20 protein-coding genes are annotated in these 19,010 nt (G+C 41.5%); all 20 read left to right on the forward strand.

The window, feature by feature from the left end; translation table 11 throughout:
* Positions 1-1,014: 1,014 nt before the first annotated feature.
* The 20 genes from NYP54_RS02300 to NYP54_RS02395 all read left to right on the forward strand — a co-directional run bounded on the left by NYP54_RS02300 (position 1,015) and on the right by NYP54_RS02395 (position 19,009).
* Entirely contained in the window at positions 1,015-1,935 is a 921-nt protein-coding gene (locus tag NYP54_RS02300) for a hypothetical protein (protein WP_283156993.1), read from the forward strand.
* A gap of 314 nt (positions 1,936-2,249) precedes the next feature.
* Entirely contained in the window at positions 2,250-2,930 is a 681-nt protein-coding gene (locus tag NYP54_RS02305; protein WP_283156994.1) for a hypothetical protein, read from the forward strand.
* Positions 2,931-3,110: 180 nt separating this feature from the next.
* The gene (locus NYP54_RS02310) at positions 3,111-4,016 is read left to right on the forward strand and encodes a hypothetical protein (protein ID WP_283156995.1); all 906 of its coding nucleotides are present in this window, start codon (positions 3,111-3,113) and stop codon (positions 4,014-4,016) included.
* A gap of 180 nt (positions 4,017-4,196) precedes the next feature.
* Positions 4,197-4,463, forward strand: a complete 267-nt coding sequence (fliQ, locus tag NYP54_RS02315; RefSeq protein WP_283156996.1) for a flagellar biosynthesis protein FliQ — start codon at positions 4,197-4,199, stop codon at positions 4,461-4,463.
* Positions 4,464-4,472: 9 nt separating this feature from the next.
* Positions 4,473-5,234, forward strand: coding sequence for a flagellar biosynthetic protein FliR (locus tag NYP54_RS02320; RefSeq protein WP_283156997.1), 762 nt, complete (start codon positions 4,473-4,475; stop codon positions 5,232-5,234).
* Positions 5,227-6,288, forward strand: coding sequence for an EscU/YscU/HrcU family type III secretion system export apparatus switch protein (locus NYP54_RS02325; protein ID WP_283156998.1), 1,062 nt, complete (start codon positions 5,227-5,229; stop codon positions 6,286-6,288). The genes NYP54_RS02320 and NYP54_RS02325 overlap by 8 nt, the downstream gene beginning before the upstream one ends.
* Entirely contained in the window at positions 6,285-8,357 is a 2,073-nt protein-coding gene (locus NYP54_RS02330) for a flagellar biosynthesis protein FlhA (protein ID WP_283156999.1), read from the forward strand. Before NYP54_RS02325 ends, NYP54_RS02330 begins: the two co-directional genes overlap by 4 nt.
* A complete protein-coding gene (locus NYP54_RS02335; RefSeq protein ID WP_283157000.1) occupies positions 8,350-9,120 on the forward strand; it encodes a flagellar hook basal-body protein in 771 nt (256 codons plus the stop codon). The genes NYP54_RS02330 and NYP54_RS02335 overlap by 8 nt, the downstream gene beginning before the upstream one ends.
* A gap of 73 nt (positions 9,121-9,193) precedes the next feature.
* Positions 9,194-9,970 (forward strand): flagellar basal-body rod protein FlgG, encoded by a 777-nt coding sequence (gene flgG, locus NYP54_RS02340; RefSeq protein WP_283157001.1) that lies wholly within the window; start codon positions 9,194-9,196, stop codon positions 9,968-9,970.
* A 74-nt stretch (positions 9,971-10,044) separates the two neighbouring features.
* The gene (locus NYP54_RS02345; RefSeq protein WP_283157002.1) at positions 10,045-11,067 is read left to right on the forward strand and encodes a flagella basal body P-ring formation protein FlgA; all 1,023 of its coding nucleotides are present in this window, start codon (positions 10,045-10,047) and stop codon (positions 11,065-11,067) included.
* Complete coding sequence (locus NYP54_RS02350; protein ID WP_283157003.1) at positions 11,061-11,660, forward strand: flagellar basal body L-ring protein FlgH; 600 nt, start codon at positions 11,061-11,063, stop codon at positions 11,658-11,660. The genes NYP54_RS02345 and NYP54_RS02350 overlap by 7 nt, the downstream gene beginning before the upstream one ends.
* Complete coding sequence (locus NYP54_RS02355) at positions 11,660-12,805, forward strand: flagellar basal body P-ring protein FlgI (RefSeq protein ID WP_283157004.1); 1,146 nt, start codon at positions 11,660-11,662, stop codon at positions 12,803-12,805. The genes NYP54_RS02350 and NYP54_RS02355 overlap by 1 nt, the downstream gene beginning before the upstream one ends.
* Before the next feature lie 24 nt (positions 12,806-12,829).
* Positions 12,830-13,192: a flagellar basal body protein gene (locus NYP54_RS02360; RefSeq protein ID WP_283157005.1), complete on the forward strand. Its 363-nt coding sequence runs from the start codon at positions 12,830-12,832 to the stop codon at positions 13,190-13,192.
* On the forward strand, positions 13,189-13,599 hold the full coding sequence (gene flgC, locus NYP54_RS02365) for a flagellar basal body rod protein FlgC (protein WP_283157006.1): 411 nt from the start codon (positions 13,189-13,191) through the stop codon (positions 13,597-13,599). Before NYP54_RS02360 ends, flgC begins: the two co-directional genes overlap by 4 nt.
* An 8-nt stretch (positions 13,600-13,607) precedes the next feature.
* Entirely contained in the window at positions 13,608-13,913 is a 306-nt protein-coding gene (fliE, locus tag NYP54_RS02370) for a flagellar hook-basal body complex protein FliE (protein WP_283157007.1), read from the forward strand.
* 277 nt (positions 13,914-14,190) lie between these two features.
* The gene (locus NYP54_RS02375; RefSeq protein ID WP_283157008.1) at positions 14,191-15,063 is read left to right on the forward strand and encodes a hypothetical protein; all 873 of its coding nucleotides are present in this window, start codon (positions 14,191-14,193) and stop codon (positions 15,061-15,063) included.
* A gap of 16 nt (positions 15,064-15,079) precedes the next feature.
* Positions 15,080-16,528 carry a flagellar basal-body MS-ring/collar protein FliF gene (gene fliF / locus NYP54_RS02380; protein WP_283157009.1) on the forward strand — a complete coding sequence of 483 codons (1,449 nt, stop codon included), beginning with the start codon at positions 15,080-15,082 and terminating at the stop codon, positions 16,526-16,528.
* Positions 16,518-16,997, forward strand: a complete 480-nt coding sequence (locus NYP54_RS02385) for a hypothetical protein (RefSeq protein WP_283157010.1) — start codon at positions 16,518-16,520, stop codon at positions 16,995-16,997. The genes fliF and NYP54_RS02385 overlap by 11 nt, the downstream gene beginning before the upstream one ends.
* Positions 16,990-17,712, forward strand: coding sequence for a hypothetical protein (locus tag NYP54_RS02390; RefSeq protein WP_283157011.1), 723 nt, complete (start codon positions 16,990-16,992; stop codon positions 17,710-17,712). Before NYP54_RS02385 ends, NYP54_RS02390 begins: the two co-directional genes overlap by 8 nt.
* Positions 17,684-19,009: a FliI/YscN family ATPase gene (locus tag NYP54_RS02395; RefSeq protein WP_283157012.1), complete on the forward strand. Its 1,326-nt coding sequence runs from the start codon at positions 17,684-17,686 to the stop codon at positions 19,007-19,009. Before NYP54_RS02390 ends, NYP54_RS02395 begins: the two co-directional genes overlap by 29 nt.
* Position 19,010 lies beyond the last annotated feature (1 nt).

Genomic DNA, 19,010 nt, shown 5'->3' on the forward strand with positions numbered 1-19,010 from the left:
TTCCTTAAACTGATCAATACGACATCATTTACAAACCATTTTGCTGGTTTAACGCTGGGTATAAATAGCTATGCAAGTATTATCAGGTATTTTTTTAGATTCTCGGATCAAGAACGTCATCCTCGGACTTGATCCGGGGATCCAGTATTGACCCAAATATCCATGATTACCAACAAGCAATTGCTTAGATACTTACATGTAACTCCCATCTTTGTTGCGATGATACTATACGAATTTTCTTTAGCAGTTCAAGCACAATAATTAATTATTTTCTAAAATCTCAAACTTTGATTGCAAAAAGATCAAAATAAATAAAAAACCGCAGCATTGATCACATAAAAACCCATTAAAGAGCTTTATCAAAACACATTCATTACAAATTTATAACAATTTTTATTTATTTCTCTATTGAAATTAAACTTATTTTCTATACAATTCCTGCCGAATATAACAAAGGTCGAGATGTATTATGGTTATCACTATCGATAAAAGAGTTATCACATAACACGTATCTGGTATCTGATTTTGGATATTGGATACTGTGAGCGTTTGATTTTGAATGTTAGGTTTTGGATGCTCGATTTTGGATGATAAATTTTGGATGCTGGATTTTGGGTGCTGAACTGTCATCCTCGTGTTTAACACGGGGATCCACAAAAAATCACCATTAAAGAACACGGTATCGGTATCGATATAAATAAACTAGTAACTGAAATTGCACATTTTTCAGAAAATTATAACTCTTAAAACACCCCGTCAGCCTGCGGCTGCCACCCCTCTTGCAAAGAGGGGAATTAGGCAATGGTCGATTTTACATTCCCCTCTTTGCAAGAGGGGTGCCGAGTTTCCGAGGTGGGGTGTTGAAATAGAAAGATGTGCACAACTTCAGCAACTAAGAAGGTTGCAGTACAGGCTTTAGCACAATGCATTTATGCATGTTTCTCCTCAAAGCTTGAGCCTGTTATTGCACTAAAAAAATATGATTAAAAGGGAAATAAGGGAATAAAAACCAAAATGGGTAATAAACGATTTTTAAAACTGATAACAACTGTTGTTTTAGGTAGTGGCTGTGTTTCTCTGGCATATGCAGATTTTAATAGCTGTTTGGCTCAAGTTAGCTACCATGATACCTATAACAATGTTTTAAATTGTACAGATCAAAGTAAGGCTAAAGACTCCAGACAAGTTTGTGATAGCTCAGGCGGAGGAGGAAATTACCCATCTCATACAACATGTTCTGTATTGCAAAGTTCATATCTTATCGATTGCGTCCCAAGAATAGCTTTGTGTGCTCAACAAGACCTAAGTACACGCATTGATTGGCAATATGCTGATACTCGTAATTTATGGAATCAATTTAGCACATATAAAGACCAAGTAAATTATCGTTTTAATGTAGATGAGACATCGGCTACCAATAGTTTCAACAATGTAAACGCCCAAATTCAAGCAACCAATAATAGTATTGCCACCACAGTTACCAATACGGTGAATCAGCAGTTGCCTGCACAAGTTACGCAAAACTTGCCACAAGTGGTACAAAATCAGCTCACGCCTGAGCTTATTGCCAAAGGTTTACAAAGCCAATATCAAATGGCGCTAAGCACCAAGTTCAAAAAAAATAGCGGCGCGCTTTATATTCGCGGCTTTATGACCAAGGTGAACGAAAACGGCGGGCAAGAGCTGCAAGTCTATGCGGTTGATCCCGACACCAATTTTTGCAACTCAACAGATGGCTTTATTTCACCATCACAGGCGACCTTACATATGGGGCAAAAAAATGCCACGACCATTGCTGCTTATTTATTTAGCGCTTATGCCACTGGCAAACCCGTCGTGCTTGAGACACAAAGCGGTCATGATAGCAACAATAACCCGTACTGCAACATCCTCAATATCAAACAGGATGTTGATGTGAATACTTTAAAAGCATAATGGCAATACGGTGTTTAAAGCTTACCATCCATGGCAAACTGGATTATCGGCCTCCATGCCGATAATGACGGGGCGTTAACTGTCATATTCGGGCTTGACCCGGATATCTAAGGTCATCCTCCGACTTGATCGGAGGATCCACGAAAATAGTGATGAGAAGTGCTGCCAATAGTGACGAAGTGTTAACTGTCATCCTCGTGCTTGACACGGGGATCCAAAAATACTCTTGACACGGGGCTGGGCTTAGAAGCAAAAGACTGTTTTAAAGATTATAAAAAACCAAGATAAAAACAACCAATATTTTAGGGATAATTATGATGATACAAACTCGTAAAACCATATTAAGCACTGCACTTTGTCTTATGCTTGGCGCCTGTGGTACAACAGCCTATGCTGATAGTATGTTTATCATTAGCAACAACACAGCAAACTCCATTTATGTTGCTGAGGCGACACATGGCGATAGCGCAGGCTTTAATGGCAAAACCTATTACTGGCAAGAAATAAAGCCCGGCAAACAAGCACAATTTCAAGCCTTAGATAGCAGCTATAACGCTGCCTTTTACGCAGAATCACACGATAAAGATGGCACATGGAAATGGTATGGTGAGAAAAACGACAGTGACCCAAGCCAATTTGCCATTTGTGTGCCTCAGTTTAACGCTGTTGATATACGCCCTAGCTTAAATGATCAAGATCATCCGCAAATTATGCCGTGGAATTTTGATCCCGCGCACAAAGATGCTCCTAACTGCTATGGTATGTTTGCGCCTCAAGCCAAAATACTCACCGCGAAAACGCATGCTGCCACTTGGGTGTTAACAGAACAAAATGCCTCGGATGTGCCAGCAGGACAGCAGAAACCTTTAAGTCTTTTGACACTCAGTGGCGAGATTGCTAAGCAAATAACACCATTTACCAAGGGCAGCAATCCGGATGTTTATAGCAGTATTGAGGACACACTTAATAAGCTGCACGATGGTGGGGTTTACTAATCCAGAGGACAGAAGACAGATGACAGAGGACAGAAAACTGAGGTTGGATGCTTAATTTTGAATGTTGAAAGCTAAAGGTTGGATGATGAACTGTCATCCTCCGACTTGATCGGAGGATCCATAAACACAAATGACAAGAATTGAAATGCTAAAACAATAAGCAAAGAAGGATAAATAAACATGAAACAACTTACTCGCCTATTTATTGCAGGCACATTAAGCGTAATTGCCAGTAGTAATCTCTATGCCAGTATGGCAAGTTGTTTACAAGCACATCCAGTGAATATTCCTGCTCATCGTATAGCAATAGGAGGCGTGATAATGGATTTACCTGCCAGTTCGATTGTATGTGATTTTGCCTCAGCGTCCACAGATAACTGTGTAAATACTCAGGGCTGTATCAGCATTAAAAACGCTTGCATACCAACAATATACAATTGTATCGACTCTGAAATTCAAACAGCAGCACAAAACGCCAACGCGCAAATCACCGACCTTAAAAACCTTCACAATGTTGATACCTCTCATATTGTTGATAGATTTAATCAAGACGAAGCAATTATTAATAATAATCACAATAATGTACTAGCTCAGATTCAAGCAACCAATAATAGTATTGCTACCACAGTTACCAATACGGTCAATCAACAGCTGCTTGCACAAGTGTCGCAAAACTTGCCACAAGTGGTGCAAAGTCAGCTAACCCCTGAGCTTATTGCCAAGGGCTTACAAAGCCAATATCAAATGGCGTTAAACACCAAGTTCAAAAAAAATAGCGGCGCGCTTTATATTCGTGGCTTTATGACCAAGGTGAACGAAAACGGCGGGCAAGAGCTGCAAGTCTATGCAGTTGATCCCGACACCAATTTTTGTAATTCAACCGATGGATTTAAATCACCGGCACAAGCGACTTTATATATGGGTCAGAAAAATGCCACCACCATTGCTGCGTATTTATTTAGCGCTTATGCCACTGGTAAGCCCGTAGTGCTTGAAACACAAGGTGGCAAAGATGGCAGTGGCAATCCTTATTGCAGTATTGTCAATATTAAACAAGATGTTGACGTGAATACTTTAAAAGCATGATGGCAATACGAGATTTAAAGCTTACCATCCATGGCAAACTGGATTATCGGCCTCCATGCCGATAATGACGAAGTGTTAACTGTCATCCTCGTGCTTGACACAGGGATCCACAAGACGCTTTAACTTGTCACCCTGAGGCTTAAACCAAACGTATCATATAAAAAGAGGACAAAACAAACAATGCAACAAAGTCTGGCGATTTTTTTCTCAAAAGCGCTGTTGATTAAAGCAATGATTATTGGCGCGCCTGTGATTATTGTCGCTTTAATCGTTGGCATTGTTATTAGTATTCTTCAGGCAATCACTCAGATTCAAGATAGTAGCTTAAGCTTTATTCCTAAGATTATTGCCGTGGCATTGGTGCTGATGTTGTGTGGAGGCTGGATGTTAAGCGAGCTTAGCGAATATGCCATTAATCTGATTAATCACATCCCTGATTATATCTAAGGATTGGTGATGATGACTTTTTCGGCTGAACTCCTGATATTGACCTTACTTATTAGCACACGCCTAGGTATTGTTTGCCTGTTTACCCCCCTGCCGATCTTAAGCTATATTCCACGGATAATACGTGTGCTTTTTGTTTTGAGTTTTTCACTGCTGTTAGCACTTAACCAGCCCTTTCAACAGCTTGATTTAACAGCCATTAACTTAGTCAGTGATTTTTTACAAGAGATTGCAATTGGCAGCTTGTTTGCCTTTGCGGTATATGCAAGCTTTGCTGTATTTAGCTTTGCAGGCAATTTGATGGAGACGCAAATGGGGCTTAATGCTATTGGCACTTTAAACCCAAACGCTGCTGAGCAATCGCGTCTACTGGAGAGTTTTTGGGTATTACTGGCAACGCTTTTTTTTGTGATCAGTGGTGGTTTTAGATATTTTTTTGGCGAGGTTTCAGCCAGCACACTGATGACATTAAATCCCAATCTATTAAATAGTAGCTTTAGTCTTGCCAAGTTAAGTATGGTCTTTGGTAAGACTTTTAGCTTTGGTTTAATGCTCGCTGCCAGTGTTTTATTTGGCATTTTTTTGCTGGATATTATTTTAGGGGTGATCTCACGCATTATGCCGCAGATGAATATCTACTTTGTAAGCTTACCGCTTAAAATGGCTTTAGGTCTGTGGTTGATGACTTTAGCCATTGGGCTTAGCAGTCATCTTGCTAATCAGCTAACGAGTATGGCAATCAAAACATTCTTTGGGGGCAGTTATGGCTGAAAAAGCATTTAATCGTAGTGAGAAAGCTACCCCCTTTAAGCTACGTAAGGCGCGCGAAAAAGGACAAACCGCCAAAAGCATGCTAACCAATCAATTGATAAGCCTTGTGATTGGAGGATTAACCCTCTATTGGTTACAAGATCAACTTGCTCGCGACTTGCAGCAGCAGTTTTATACGCTTTTGCACTTAAGTGGTGATTTTGAGTTTAGCCTTAATAATTGGCAGAAACTCGCGAACTTACTAATACTACAATTCTTTGAACTATTACTCCCGTTATTGCTTATTATTGTTTTGGCAGTGATTATTGCTAATTTATTCCAATCAGGTTTTATCTGGAGTTTTGAACCGCTTAAACCAGATGTTAAGCGCCTTAACCCCGTTGATGGCTTTAAGCGCTTATTCAATCTAAAAATGCTATATGAACTGTGCAAAAATCTCTTGCTATGCGGCGCTATTGCGCTGGTGATTTATCTTAATTTCTCCACACAACTAAGTACGTTTTATCATTTAAGCCTTATCTCGCCAAAGGCATATGGCACAATCATCAGTGAGGATATTATCAAGGTCATCAAGTCCTTACTGGTGGTTATTAGTATTGCCGCTGTCATTGATATCATCTTTGTCCGCAAGCGCTTTGCCAAAGAGATGATGATGAGTAAACATGAGCTGAAAGATGAGTACAAAGAGCAACAAGGCAACCCTGAGATTAAACAAAAGCGCAAAAGCTTATTAAGGCAAAGCTATCAACAAACCGCAGCTCTTGGTGAGGTTAAATCTGCAGATATCGTTATCACCAACCCCACACACTTAGCCGTTGCCCTTAAGTATGAGCAAGGCAAAATGATCGCACCCAAAATTGTGGCGCGTGGTCAAGCAGCGGTTGCCAGACGCATTCGCAAGCTTGCCCATAAATACCATGTCTATATCACTGAAAACAAACCGTTGGCACGCAAGCTTTATCGCCAGAAAGTAGGCAGCTACATTGAGATCAGTGAATACGAAGTCGTTGCACAATTATTAAAAGATGCCTATCTGGCTAAGGGGCATGTATGATCGCTAAAACAAACAACTGGCAGCTTTTATTTGGCAAGCGCAGCGAGCTTATGTTTGTTGTTATGATTATTGGCATCTTATTGGTATTGTTTATGCCAATTCCTGCCTTTTTGCTTGATTTGCTATTGATCCTCAACCTAAGCTTTGCCTTGGTGTTGTTTTTATTAACCTTTTATATCGATAAACCGTTAAGCTTCTCAACCTTTCCTTCATTACTGCTCATTGCAACCTTATTTCGTTTAGCCTTAAACATCTCGGCAACACGTCTGATTTTAACCCATGCTGAAGCTGGTAAAGTCATTGAAGCCATTGGCACTTATGTTATTCAAGGTAATTATATCGTTGGTCTTGTGGTGTTTTTGATTTTAATCGTCGTTCAATTTATCGTTGTCACTAATGGTGCACAACGCGTCGCTGAAGTTGCCGCACGCTTCACCTTGGATAGCTTACCGGGTAAGCAAATGAGTATTGATGCTGAGATGAACTTGGGACTCATTGATCACAACACTGCACGCAAACGTCGCCAAGCGCTTGAAAAAGAAACCAACTTCTACGGCGCGATGGATGGAGCCAGCAAATTTGTCAAGGGAGATGCCATTGCTGGCATTATTATCATTCTGATTGATATTATTGCCGGTCTTACCATTGGGTTGTCACAGCATGCCATGAGTTGGTCAGGTGCATTACATACCTACACCCTTTTAACCGTCGGCGATGGGATCATTACCCAAATCCCGGCACTTATCATCTCAACCGCCACAGGGGTTATTGTCACACGTGCTGCCACCGATGCCGAGCTTGGTCAAGAGGTCAGTCGACAAATCAGCGCTTACCCTAAGATTCTGGTGATGGTCAGTATCGGGTTATTTGTGTTGATGCTATTGCCTGGCATTCCTGGATTACCTGTTTTTATCGTACTTGCTTTGTTGGTATTTTTATCTTATCTGACGATTAAACGCTTTAAAGCAGGCGAGAATAACACTGATAATAGCAACACGACTGACAATGATAGTAAGACACCACATCATGATGTGGAATCGGTGCTTGTTGTTCATCCGATTGCGATTAATTTACACTCGCAACTTCAAGCGATTATCGGCAGCAAACACGAGCTACTTAAATCACGCATTGATCAATTTCGCATCAAATACGCGCAGGAAATTGGTTTTATCCTGCCTGCAGTACACATCACTTTTAGTAACACACTCAAAGAAAATCATTACGAGATCACCTTTAATGAGATCAAGGTAGGCGAAGGATTATTGATGCCACAGCATCAGCTTGCCATTAATGCGCATAATGCGCCAATTCAGTTAGCTGGTATTGTTACGGTTGATCCGACCTATCAGCTGCCCGCTATTTGGGTGGATGAAAATGCCGTGGATAAGGCAAAAGCACAAAAGCTCACCGTTGTTTCAAGCTTAAATGTCCTGATGACGCACTTTAGCCAAAAGGTGCGTCTACATACCGCTGAGCTCTTGACACGCCAAGCGCTAGAGGCAAGGCTTCATACCTTAAAATCAACGCATGAAAGCCTTATCGATGAAGCGATCCCTGAGATTATTAGTTTAAGCGTGCTGCAGCAGATATTAAAACAACTGCTTAAAGAACAAGTCTCGATTCGTCAATTAGCTACGATTTTAGAGGTTATTATCGATGAAGGTAAAGCACAAAACCAACCCGCTCATCTTATTGAAAAGATCAGACAACGTCTTGCTAATACGATTTGCTATCAATTAATGAAGGAGCACAAGGAACTACACGTTTTAACACTGGCGCCACAGCTTGAACAAAGCTTTCATCAAGCATTGAGTGAAAACAATTTTCAAACACTGGTGTTAGCACCGACTGTCATTGAGCGTTTTAGCAAATCGCTGTTAAAACAGGTTGAGACGATGCTTGCGCACAATCACCCACCGGTACTGCTGACAAATACCCCATTGCGTCGACATCTTAGGTTGATTACCGAGCGTATTTTTCAGCAACTGACGATCTTATCGATTGATGAAATTCCGCAACATGTTGCTCTTAAGTCTTTTGCAACCGTGACAGGAGAGAGTAATGCTTGATGCCATTCATGCAGCGCACCATGCGCTTAACCAAACACAACAACAGCTTGACATTACTGCTGAGAATATTGCCAATGTCAATACACCTGCTTATAAAGAAGCGATCTATCAAGGTAATGTTACTTACGATGATTCAAGGATCGACAAAATAACGACACATTCGCAGGCACGAGAGGCAAAAGAAGCACAAAGACCACAAATAACGTATGATTTTGCACAAGGTCATGCGATTTATACGGCAAGACCATTGGATATTATGCTCAAAGGTGATGGGCTTTTACATGTGTCTTGGCATGATCAAAGTTACTATACACGCCTTGGTAAGTTACACATCGGCAATGATGGCAATCTATATCTTGATAATGGCGCACGTCTTTTGGGCCTAAACGGTGCTATTCCTAATGATGTTGAAAAATTAACCATCGATCACAATGGCATCATCTGGGCAGATAATCGCAAAATCGGACAGCTTGATCTTGTTCAAATCACACATCCTCAGAATCTACGCTATGTTGCCCAAGGCATGTATCAGCTTACACAAGGGGCAACGAGTCAGATCATTCAAGAAAACCAAAACAACCAAAATAGTCAAGATAGTCAAAAGAATAAAGTTGAAGTTCTCCAAGGTTACCTTGAGAGCTCTAATGTCAATAATGTCGATACAATGATGAATATGATGAAGATCTCACAAGATTTCTCTGCTTCACAAAAAGTAGTGCAAACCTATGATGATATGTTAGGGAATGCCATTAATGATATGTGAAAAATACTTAACTCGTATGGTGTCATATTCGGATTTAATCCGAATCGCCATAACTAAAACAGGATATTAAATAATGAGTAATGATGCATTAGCCATTGCCGCAACCGGTATGAAAGCACAACAGTACGAAATCGATGCGATTTCAAATGACTTTGCCAATATCAATACCAATGGCTATAAGAGTAGCCGTGTTAATTTTGCCGATGTGATGTATAAACCCGTCACCGAAGTAAACAATGATGCGCAAAACAACGTCAATCAACTCGGTGTTGGTACCATGGTTGAATCCAGTAGCAAAGACTTTAGCCAAGGTGCGCCTAAACAGACACAAAACCCTGAAAATATTGCGATTAATGGCAATGGTTTTTTTGAGGTTACCCTTGCCGATGGCAGCTATGCTTATAGCCGAAGTAACACGCTTAAACCTGATAGTGATGGCTATCTGGTAACCGATGGCGGCTATCGCTTATCTGATAACATCCAACTGCCACCAGATACGATCGCTTACCAAATTTCCAAAGAGGGTGAAGTCAGCGTTCAGCTAAATAATCAAAATGAGCTGATGAGTGTGGGTCACATTCAACTAGCTAAGTTTATGAACCCTGGCGCGTTAACTGCCAAAGGTGATGGGCTTTATCTTACCAGCAATTTATCTGGTGAAGCCTACTTGGACACCCCAGGGCAAAATGGTCTAGGCACACTTAATCAAGGCATGATTGAAGCCTCTAATGTCAACATGGTTGAAGAAATGATGCGCTTAACGATGGCGCAACGTGCCTATCAGTTAAATGCCAAAGCGGCACAAGTTGCCGATGATATTGATAAACAAACCAATGAGCTACGTCGTTGATGAAAGGCTTTGTGATGCTTATATTAAGCTTATATGCAAATAGGATTGGCTGTTTTCTGGGTTTTCGGAATAGCATGTCATACTCAGACTTGATCCGAATATCCACTATTGCCAGCAAGCGATTATTGAAGTTCTTATTAGTCTTGGCATTGTTATCTATCAATTTATGCTATAGCGCGCCAACAGTCATGCTTAAGCTAAAACCTGCAATAACGGTTACTAAGCCAGATATTTATCTACGTGACATTGTTGCACTAAACGATGATACGCTTAGTACTTGCATGCTAGCAAATCTATGGCTTAGCCATGCGCCTAAATATAGCCAAAACATGCGTTTATCCGCTGATTTTATTAAAGGCAAAATCAACCACCTACGCCATATGCCTTGTCAGATTCAATGGCAGAATGACATCGCCGTGAACATTAGCCGCTCTGGACAAATGCTTGATCAAAAATCCATTGAGAAAACCGCGCAAACGCAACTGTTTGACTATCTTCATAAGAAGTTCCCTCAAGCGCGTATTGCGCTTACCCTCAAAACCGCGCTTAAGCCCAATGCCGTGGCTTTAGGCACGATAGACATTCACTATACAATGCCGATAAACATTGCCTCGAGCATGCCTGTTAATGTTTCAATCCAGATTAATCATGCGCCAGCATTAAACTTTAGCATCTGGTTTGAGAGTCATATTGTATTAAAAGCCTATGCCCTTTCCCATGATGCAGCACGCCACAGTCGTATCAATCGCTCCATGCTTACAGACGTTAGTATTGATTTTGCGCAAAATCCGCTAAGTATTATTGATGCTCAGGATTTTGATCATCACTGGCTTAGCCAATCCCTAGCAGCAGGACATGTATTACAGCACCAAGATTTAACTGCTATTGCTGCAGTTAAAGCCAATGATATTATTGAGGTAACAAGCTGTTCAGGTCGGGTTTGCATTAAAACCCAAGCGCGTGCTTTGAACAATGCTTTTGTGCAATCACGCTTATTAGTCGAAACCCTTGATACGCATCAGCGTTATTACGTTACTGTCACCGATGATGCCAAGGCAATCAGTAATACGTTTGAGTCTAAGGAAATAAAATGTTAAAAAACAAACTCCCCAAGTTGTCATGCCTATGCGTTGGTATATTGATATTTATTAGCGCAAATTGCCCATTGGCATTTGCGCAAAACCTGTTTGATGCACAACATTACCAACCACTGACCGCTGATCAACGTGCACATCAGATTGGTGATATTATTACTGTGTTGATTTTACAAAACAGTACAGCACGCTCCTCGGCAGATTTATCTACCAATAAAAATATGAATATCAACGCTCAGGCAAATGCCAATGGCACCCAAAACAAAGTGGGTGCTGGCGTTGGTGTTTCAGATAATGGTAGCGGCGAAACCTCGCGAGGTGGCAATCTTAAAGCCGTAATCAGTGTGACGATCTGTGGCATTGATAGCAATGGCAACTATCTGATCAAAGGCGAGCAGGAGATGCTGATCAATGGCGAGAAACAAAGTATTACCCTCTCTGGTAGCGTTCGCAGCACTGATATCAGCAGTAATAATACGATTTATTCCAGTCAAATCGCGAATGCCAATATCAGTTACACTGGTGACGGTGCGCTATCTGCGGCACAGCGTCATGGAATTTTCTATCGTATTTTTTCATTTTTGGGGTTGATTTGATGACTAAGATAATCACGAATGCTAGCAAACTATTCTTTAAGAGCATGTTCTTATTACTTATTGCGCTATTTAGCGCACAAAGCGCTATGGCAGCGCTTAAAGTGCGCATTAAAGATATTACCCATTTCTCTGGATTAATCGACAACCCCGTGGTTGGCTATGGACTGGTGGTTGGTCTTGCCGGTACTGGTGATAGTAATCGCGCTAAACAAACGGTGCAATCCGTTGCTAACATGCTTAAAGCGTTCAATATTAACGTGCCCGTTGATGATCTAAACACGCGCAATGTCGCAGCAGTGATGCTTACTGCGAGTTTAAGTCCTTATGCTTATGAGGGTGATAAAATCGATGTGCAGGTTTCCTCTCTTGGCGACGCGCGCAGTCTTGTGGGTGGGACTTTGCTGATTGCACCGATGAAAGCTGCTGATAATCAAACTTATGTGATCGCACAAGGTGCGGTTTCGGTGGGCGGCTATAAATATGATATGTTTGGCAATGTCGTGCAGAAAAACCACCCTACCGTTGGACTGGTAAGTAATGGCGGCATTGTCGAGAAAACACTTGATAATCATTTACTGGGCATCAAAGATGGTGCATTGCAACTGGTGTTAAATCGTGCTGATTTCACGACTGCCAGTCGCATTGCAGATAAGATCAATAGCAATTTCGGCATTGAGATCGCCAAAGCACGAAGCCCCGCTGTGATCAGTATTATTGCCCCAACAGGCAATAACTTAATTGATTTTATTAGCATCATTGAACGCTTAAACATCACACCAGATGATCAACCGGTGGTTGTCGTTAACGAGCGCACTGGCACGATTGTCACTGGTGGCGATGTTGTATTAGACAGTGTCAGTATTTCGCAAGGTGACCTGCAAATTAATATTCAAACAGATTACAGCGCATCACAACCCTGGCTTGTGCGTCAAACCGGCGATGATGTCAAAACCGTTGTGCTACCGCATACCAAGATTCATGCCAGTGAAGATAATGCCTCCTTAGTGAGTTTACAAAGTGGTGCCACAATTGCTGATCTTATCAGCGCGCTTGCCAAGGTTAAAGCCAGCACACGCGATGTTATTTCGGTACTAGAAGCCCTTAAACGCTCAGGTGCTTTGCATGCTGAGCTGATCGTGCAATAAGGTTAAAGGATAAGGATTAGAAAAATGCTCCAAGATGTCACCTTATGTCTGCTGCAGCGCGTTTTAGATGTTGATGATCTAAAACAGCAAGTCATCAGCAACAATATTGCTAACACCAATACTCCAGGCTTTACAGCACAACGTGTTGATTTCAGTCAAGCCCTTGCCGCCATTGCCCAATCCCTAAACCATGGCGATCGTCCTGAGCAGACACGTGATGTTATTGCGCATGCTAAAGCAAAGATTGAAACGGCAACTGATCACAACACCTTGGATCAACAAATGCTGATGATGAACCAAACATCAATTGAATATCAAACGTTGATCAAGGGCGTGCAGCAAAAGTATAGTTTACTTAATATTGCCATTAATGGAGGGAGTCAATGAGTTATCATGATGTCTTTGCCATTGCTGGCAGTGGCATGGCGTATGAACAGTTGCGCCTTGATGCCGTTGCTAATAACTTAGCCAACATTCACAGTATTGACACCAATGGTCAACCCTATCAGCCGCTTGAAGTCATTGGCGATGCTAAGAGCATGAGCTTTAGTGATCACTTTGCCGGAGGTGTCACTAATATGGCGATTGTCAGTAACAACAGCTCCCCCAAAATGGTCTATGAGCCGAATAACCCACATGCCAACGCACAAGGTCTTGTCGCCTATCCCAATGTTAACAAAGTAGATGAGATGATGACGATGATGGCAGCCAAACGCGCCTATGAAGCCGATGTTAAAGTCATCAATATTGCTAAAACTATGGCATTAAAAGCCCTTGAAATCGGAGATAAATAGGATAAGTCATGATTCATAACATTGATTTTTTAGCCCCTATCGATGCAATGCCAAATGTGCAAAGCCCTGTGATCATGAGTGAGACTAAAATGAAGGATAGCTTTTCACAGCTGTTAAGCACTCAGTTATCTGAAGTCAATAACAGCCAAAGTGCGGCAGATAGTGCTTTACAAGATCTGGCTTTAGGCAAGACAGAAAACACGCATTCGGTGATGATGGCATTGCAACAGGCAAAGCTTGAGTTGCAATTAACTCAAAGCATCCGTAATAAATTGCTAGAGTCTTATCAGCAGATTATGCGTGAGCAGATTTAGGTTCAGAAGACAGAAGACAGAAGACAGAGGACAGAGGGCAAACTCACATAGTAGAGTTACATATTTTAAAACTATGATTTTTTTAAAACACCCCGTCAGTCTACGACTGCCACCCCTCTTGCAAAGAGGGGAATAAGGCAAAGGTTGATTTTATATTCCCCTCTTTGCAAGAGGGGTGCCGAGCTTGCGAGGCGGGGTGTTGAAAATAGAAAACGTGCGCAACCTCAGTAAACAACAAGAATTGAATTACTAAAACAACAAAAAAGAAGGATTAAAAATGAAACGAATTATTTTGAAGACGGTTATATCATCACTCGCAGTGGCAAGTCTCGTAGCTATTGGACACGCGGATATTCAAAGCTGTATCCATCAAGCTACATACAATGATCCCCTCAGACGAAGCTCTCCTTGTGATGAAGGGTTAATCAATCTTCAAAATAGTCAGTATGTTGATTTGTATGTCACTCAATGTATGCCTAAACTTTATAATTGCATCCAAGCAGAAATTAATGCCAATACACAAAATGCCATTAATAATGCCAATGCGCAAATAGGCACTCTTAATAATCAGCGCACAACAGATATTACTAATATTAACAACCGTTTCAATGGCGATGAAGCCGCGATTAATAATAACCACAATAATGTGCTAGCTCAAATTCAAGCAACCAATAATAGCATTGCTGCCACAGTCACCAACACAGTCAATCAGCAGTTGCCTACGCAAGTTAGTCAAAACTTGCCACAAGTGGTACAAAGCCAGTTGACACCTGATCTTATTGCCAAAGGTTTACAAAGCCAGTATCAAACGGCATTAAACACTAAGTTTAAAACAAATAGTGGTGCGCTTTATATTCGTGGCTTTATGACCAAGGTGAACGAGAATGGTGGGCAAGAGCTGCAGGTTTATGCCGTTGATGATAAAGATAATTTCTGTAACTCACAGGATGGTTTTAAAACACCAGCACAAGCCACTTTATATATGGGACAGAAAAATGCCACCACCATTGCTGCCTATTTATTTAGCGCTTATGCCACTGGGAAACCAGTTGTACTTGAAACTCAGGGTATTGTAGGTACAGATGGCATATTACAGTGCCACATTATCAACATAAAGCAAGATATTGATGTGAATACTCTAAAAGCATAAACAACAGAAGACAAATATGTTAGAAACTTTAAAACAACTGATCTTAAGCAACAAAAAACGTGCCATTGGCTTGATCAGTGGCTTGATGGCTGTGGTTATGCTCACCATCTTGTTGCTCTATTGGTTAATGACACCGAGCTATGCTATTTTGTTTAGCCATCTTGAGCCTGGCGCTGCTGCGAGCATTAGTCAAAAACTCGATGCACTTAAGATTAGCTATAAGCTAGAAGATGATGGTCAAAGCATCCTGGTTGATCAAAGCCTTGTTGCCGCGACACGCCTTAAATTATTATCTTCGGGTATTGGCATGAGTTCGCATACCGGCTTTGAGCTTTTTGATAAAAATGATCTGGGCATGACCGACTTTAGTCAAAAGATTAATTACCAACGTGCGTTACAAGGTGAGCTTGAGCGCACGATTATGAGTTTAAATGCCGTCAAGGATGCACGTGTCCACTTGGTACTGCCTGAGTCGAGCCTTTTTAGCGATGATCACAACAAACCGAAAGCAGCTGTCAATTTAACGTTAAAACCGTTTACAGAACTAAGTAGCGCTGAAATCCAAGGCATTCAACGCCTTGTCGCCTACTCAGTGGCAAAGCTTGATGTCAATGAAGTGACGGTTATCGATCAAACAGGTAAGGTCTTGAGTGCGTTAAGTGATGATAGTAGCGCCAATCTAAGCGATCAGCTTAAACAGCAGCAAGCGATTGAAAACTATCTCAATAGCAAAGCCAATGCGATTTTGCATAGCATTTTCCCACAACAGGACGCTTCCGCGCGCGTGAGTGTTGAGCTTAATTTCGATCAGATCAAACGCACCTCTCAGCGCTATTTGCAGGCTGATCAAGATCCAAAGCAACAGCAAAACAGCAAAAATACAAATGATTTCAAGGGCGTGATCAGTCATATTCGTGAAACAACAAATACCTCAAATACCAGCAACAATGCTAATAGTAATGCGCAAGAGGTCGACTACAAAGTGGGTAATGAAGTCGAGCAGATTATCGTCTCACCAGGAAGTATTGAGCATATGGCATTAAGCATTATCGTCCCTAAAGACACAACAGTACAACAGATGGATGAAATCAAAGCATTGATTAGTAATGCCGTTGGAATCAATATAAAACGTGGTGATGATATCAGTATTGCTGCATTGATCACTGAACCTAAGATAGCAACACCTAAGATCAATACAACAAAGCTGCCAATCATTGCAACGCAACAACCTGTTAAAGCAGTTAATGCTAAACTTGACCTTGTCTCGTTGTGGCAGCAGTTTAGCTGGCATATGAAACTTTTGTTATGCGTGCTGTTGTTTTTAGCCTTATGTGGTGTGATCAGCTTGATAACCCTAACCTTCCGCAAGCGTCACAAAAAGTCATTATCTGAGCATGAGAGACAACAGCTGTTAACCGAGCTTAATCAGTGGCTAACACACAAGGATTCCGAGCATGGCACATGATGCACTGATACTGCTTCGCTTTGCTCACTTGCCAAAGAAAGATAAGCGCTGGTTTAAACAACAACTTGGCAACCGAGCCTATCAACAATTGCACGCTGAGCTTAAACAGTTACCTAAGCACCTAAGAAAACAACTAGACGAGCAACTCATTGCTGAACTAGCCGCTTTTACGACATCTAGCGATCAGGAAACTAAAGCAATATCAAGTAACAATGAGTTTTCTAATGAACCGCGACAACTAATGGATGCTTGTCAGTGGTTTTTAGGTGGTGATCGCTTAGCAAATCCTGAGATTCAGTTAACCGCTGATTGCCAACAATTGATACTTAACCTATTTGCAGAAATGGGGGGAATGAATGAATTGGAAGATAAAGCTAAGCAGCCAAGCTTTGCGCAACTGTTGGCTAAGCAGCTTTATGCCGATGATTCACTGAAGCAAGATGAAAATACTAAGCTCTACCATGACTAAAATAATAAAACACACGGACAATCAACACCCATCTTTTAATAGCTACTCGTGGTTAGAGCAATCTGCTACCCAAAACAAAAAGATAGCACCCGCATCTGAAAAAGATGAATCAACAAATACCTATATAGCTAAAAGCACGCAACCAACGACTGATAAGCAGCTAACTGACGCTTATGAACAAGCACAAAAAGACGGTTATAAGGCAGGTTATGCGCAAGCCCTTGACACGTTTAAAAACAAAATAGCGGATGATCAAGCTCGCCTTAATGCCTTTATGACAACCATTGAGTCACTTAAAGGTAAGATTCATATCGCCTATCGTAAACAAGCCACGTTATTGACACTTCAAGCCCTACAAGCATTACTTCCTCAGCTTGTGCATGATGAAGAAACCATCAAAGCGACCATTGAGATGTTATTAGAGCCTCTGGCTTGCGAGCAAGCTGCTCAAAATAAGCAGCAAGAGCAAGATAAGCCAGCGGCAACCCTTTTACTAAGCGCGCGTGATCATATGACATTACAACATGCCAAAGCGTATTACCAAACGCTTGTTGAAACATCGGCACTTAGTATCCAATCAAGTAAACAGGTTCACTCAGGCGCTGTGTTGTCTTTATCCGATGGTGGTGAGTATGACGCGCAGCTTGAGCAGCTTATTGACTTATTAAAAGCGGATCTACGCAGTTATGTACAAAACGATGAAGTGCCGAGTTGAGCCAATGATTGACGCTATTTTTAAGACCACACAACCGTACTTACGCTGCGGCTATGTCAAGCATATCTATGGCAATATTATCGAAGCCAGTTGCCCACCCCAAAGTATCGTTGGTGATATTTGCCGCATTAAATCAATTCATCACGAGGATCTGCTGGCTGAAATTATTGGTTTTAATGACAATAAAGCGATTCTTATGCCCTATTCTTCTTCATATGGGGTCATGGTTGGTGCACGCATCACGATCTGTGATCACGCCAACAAAATTCAGGTGAGTGATGCATTACTAGGTCAAGTGGTTGATGCATTTGCTAAGCCATTGACAAATGACGTGCTTATATCAGGTCAGAGTATTAGTACACAGATCAGCGCAATTAATCCTGTTTTGCGTCAACCTATCAATGAGAGATTAGCAACAGGGATTGCAGTTATCGATAGCTTGATGACCCTTGGTAAGGGGCAACGCATTGGCATTTTTGCCGGTAGTGGTGTTGGCAAGTCAACGCTACTTAATATGATTGCGCAACATTGCCAACAACAGATTTGCGTTATTGCGTTGATTGGTGAGCGTGGGCGCGAAGTGCATGATTTTTTAAACACCTTAAGTGATGATAAACATCAGCATATTGTCACGGTCGTTGCAACATCTGATCAATCCGCCCTGTTAAGAAAACAAGCCGCTTATACAGCAACTGCGATTGCGCAATACTTTGCCCAACAAGGGCATGACGTATTGCTGATGATGGATTCGATTACGCGTCTTGCTATGGCACAACGCGAAATTGGGCTTGCGATTGGCGAGATGCCTACGGCTCGCGGATATACCGCAAGTACGTTTAGCATTTTGCCTCAACTTTTGGAGTGTTGTGGTCGTTTTAAAGAACAAGGCAGTATCAGTGCTATTTACACCATTTTGGTTGAGGGTGATGATCTTAATGAACCCATCGCTGATTATATGCGCGCAAGTCTTGATGGTCACATTGTACTTAATCGTGAATTGGCACACAGTGGACAATATCCGGCGATTGATATTTTAAAAAGTACGAGTCGACTTTTTCATCAACTGACTGATCCTGAAATACAAACTTTAGTGCATCAACTTAAAGCACAATATCAACTGGTGCATAAATATCAGGATATGATCGCACTGGGGGCTTATACTCAAGGCAGCAACCCTACATTAGATACGGCAATACAAAAGGTTCAAGCACTCAATCGGCTCTTTGCACAGACGGCTGATCAATCGATGATTTATGATCAGGTTATCATTCAAATCAAATCGATTCTTAAGGATTAAC

Origin of the sequence: Cysteiniphilum sp. QT6929 (assembly GCF_030035755.1) — a bacterium.
Taxonomy (GTDB): Bacteria; Pseudomonadota; Gammaproteobacteria; order Francisellales; family Francisellaceae; genus Caedibacter; species Caedibacter litoralis.

Coding starts and splice junctions, on each gene's coding strand:
- NYP54_RS02395 (WP_283157012.1), top strand. CDS start 17,684: ATGTACAAAACGATGAAGTGCCGAGTTGAGCCAATGATTGACGCTATT.
- NYP54_RS02390 (WP_283157011.1), top strand. CDS start 16,990: ATGACTAAAATAATAAAACACACGGACAATCAACACCCATCTTTTAAT.
- NYP54_RS02310 (WP_283156995.1), top strand. CDS start 3,111: ATGAAACAACTTACTCGCCTATTTATTGCAGGCACATTAAGCGTAATT.
- NYP54_RS02320 (WP_283156997.1), top strand. CDS start 4,473: ATGATGACTTTTTCGGCTGAACTCCTGATATTGACCTTACTTATTAGC.
- NYP54_RS02385 (WP_283157010.1), top strand. CDS start 16,518: ATGGCACATGATGCACTGATACTGCTTCGCTTTGCTCACTTGCCAAAG.
- flgC (WP_283157006.1), top strand. CDS start 13,189: ATGAGTTATCATGATGTCTTTGCCATTGCTGGCAGTGGCATGGCGTAT.
- NYP54_RS02300 (WP_283156993.1), top strand. CDS start 1,015: ATGGGTAATAAACGATTTTTAAAACTGATAACAACTGTTGTTTTAGGT.
- NYP54_RS02335 (WP_283157000.1), top strand. CDS start 8,350: ATGCTTGATGCCATTCATGCAGCGCACCATGCGCTTAACCAAACACAA.
- flgG (WP_283157001.1), top strand. CDS start 9,194: ATGAGTAATGATGCATTAGCCATTGCCGCAACCGGTATGAAAGCACAA.
- NYP54_RS02345 (WP_283157002.1), top strand. CDS start 10,045: ATGTCATACTCAGACTTGATCCGAATATCCACTATTGCCAGCAAGCGA.
- fliE (WP_283157007.1), top strand. CDS start 13,608: ATGATTCATAACATTGATTTTTTAGCCCCTATCGATGCAATGCCAAAT.
- NYP54_RS02330 (WP_283156999.1), top strand. CDS start 6,285: ATGATCGCTAAAACAAACAACTGGCAGCTTTTATTTGGCAAGCGCAGC.
- NYP54_RS02355 (WP_283157004.1), top strand. CDS start 11,660: ATGACTAAGATAATCACGAATGCTAGCAAACTATTCTTTAAGAGCATG.
- fliF (WP_283157009.1), top strand. CDS start 15,080: ATGTTAGAAACTTTAAAACAACTGATCTTAAGCAACAAAAAACGTGCC.
- NYP54_RS02325 (WP_283156998.1), top strand. CDS start 5,227: ATGGCTGAAAAAGCATTTAATCGTAGTGAGAAAGCTACCCCCTTTAAG.
- fliQ (WP_283156996.1), top strand. CDS start 4,197: ATGCAACAAAGTCTGGCGATTTTTTTCTCAAAAGCGCTGTTGATTAAA.
- NYP54_RS02305 (WP_283156994.1), top strand. CDS start 2,250: ATGATGATACAAACTCGTAAAACCATATTAAGCACTGCACTTTGTCTT.
- NYP54_RS02375 (WP_283157008.1), top strand. CDS start 14,191: ATGAAACGAATTATTTTGAAGACGGTTATATCATCACTCGCAGTGGCA.
- NYP54_RS02360 (WP_283157005.1), top strand. CDS start 12,830: ATGCTCCAAGATGTCACCTTATGTCTGCTGCAGCGCGTTTTAGATGTT.
- NYP54_RS02350 (WP_283157003.1), top strand. CDS start 11,061: ATGTTAAAAAACAAACTCCCCAAGTTGTCATGCCTATGCGTTGGTATA.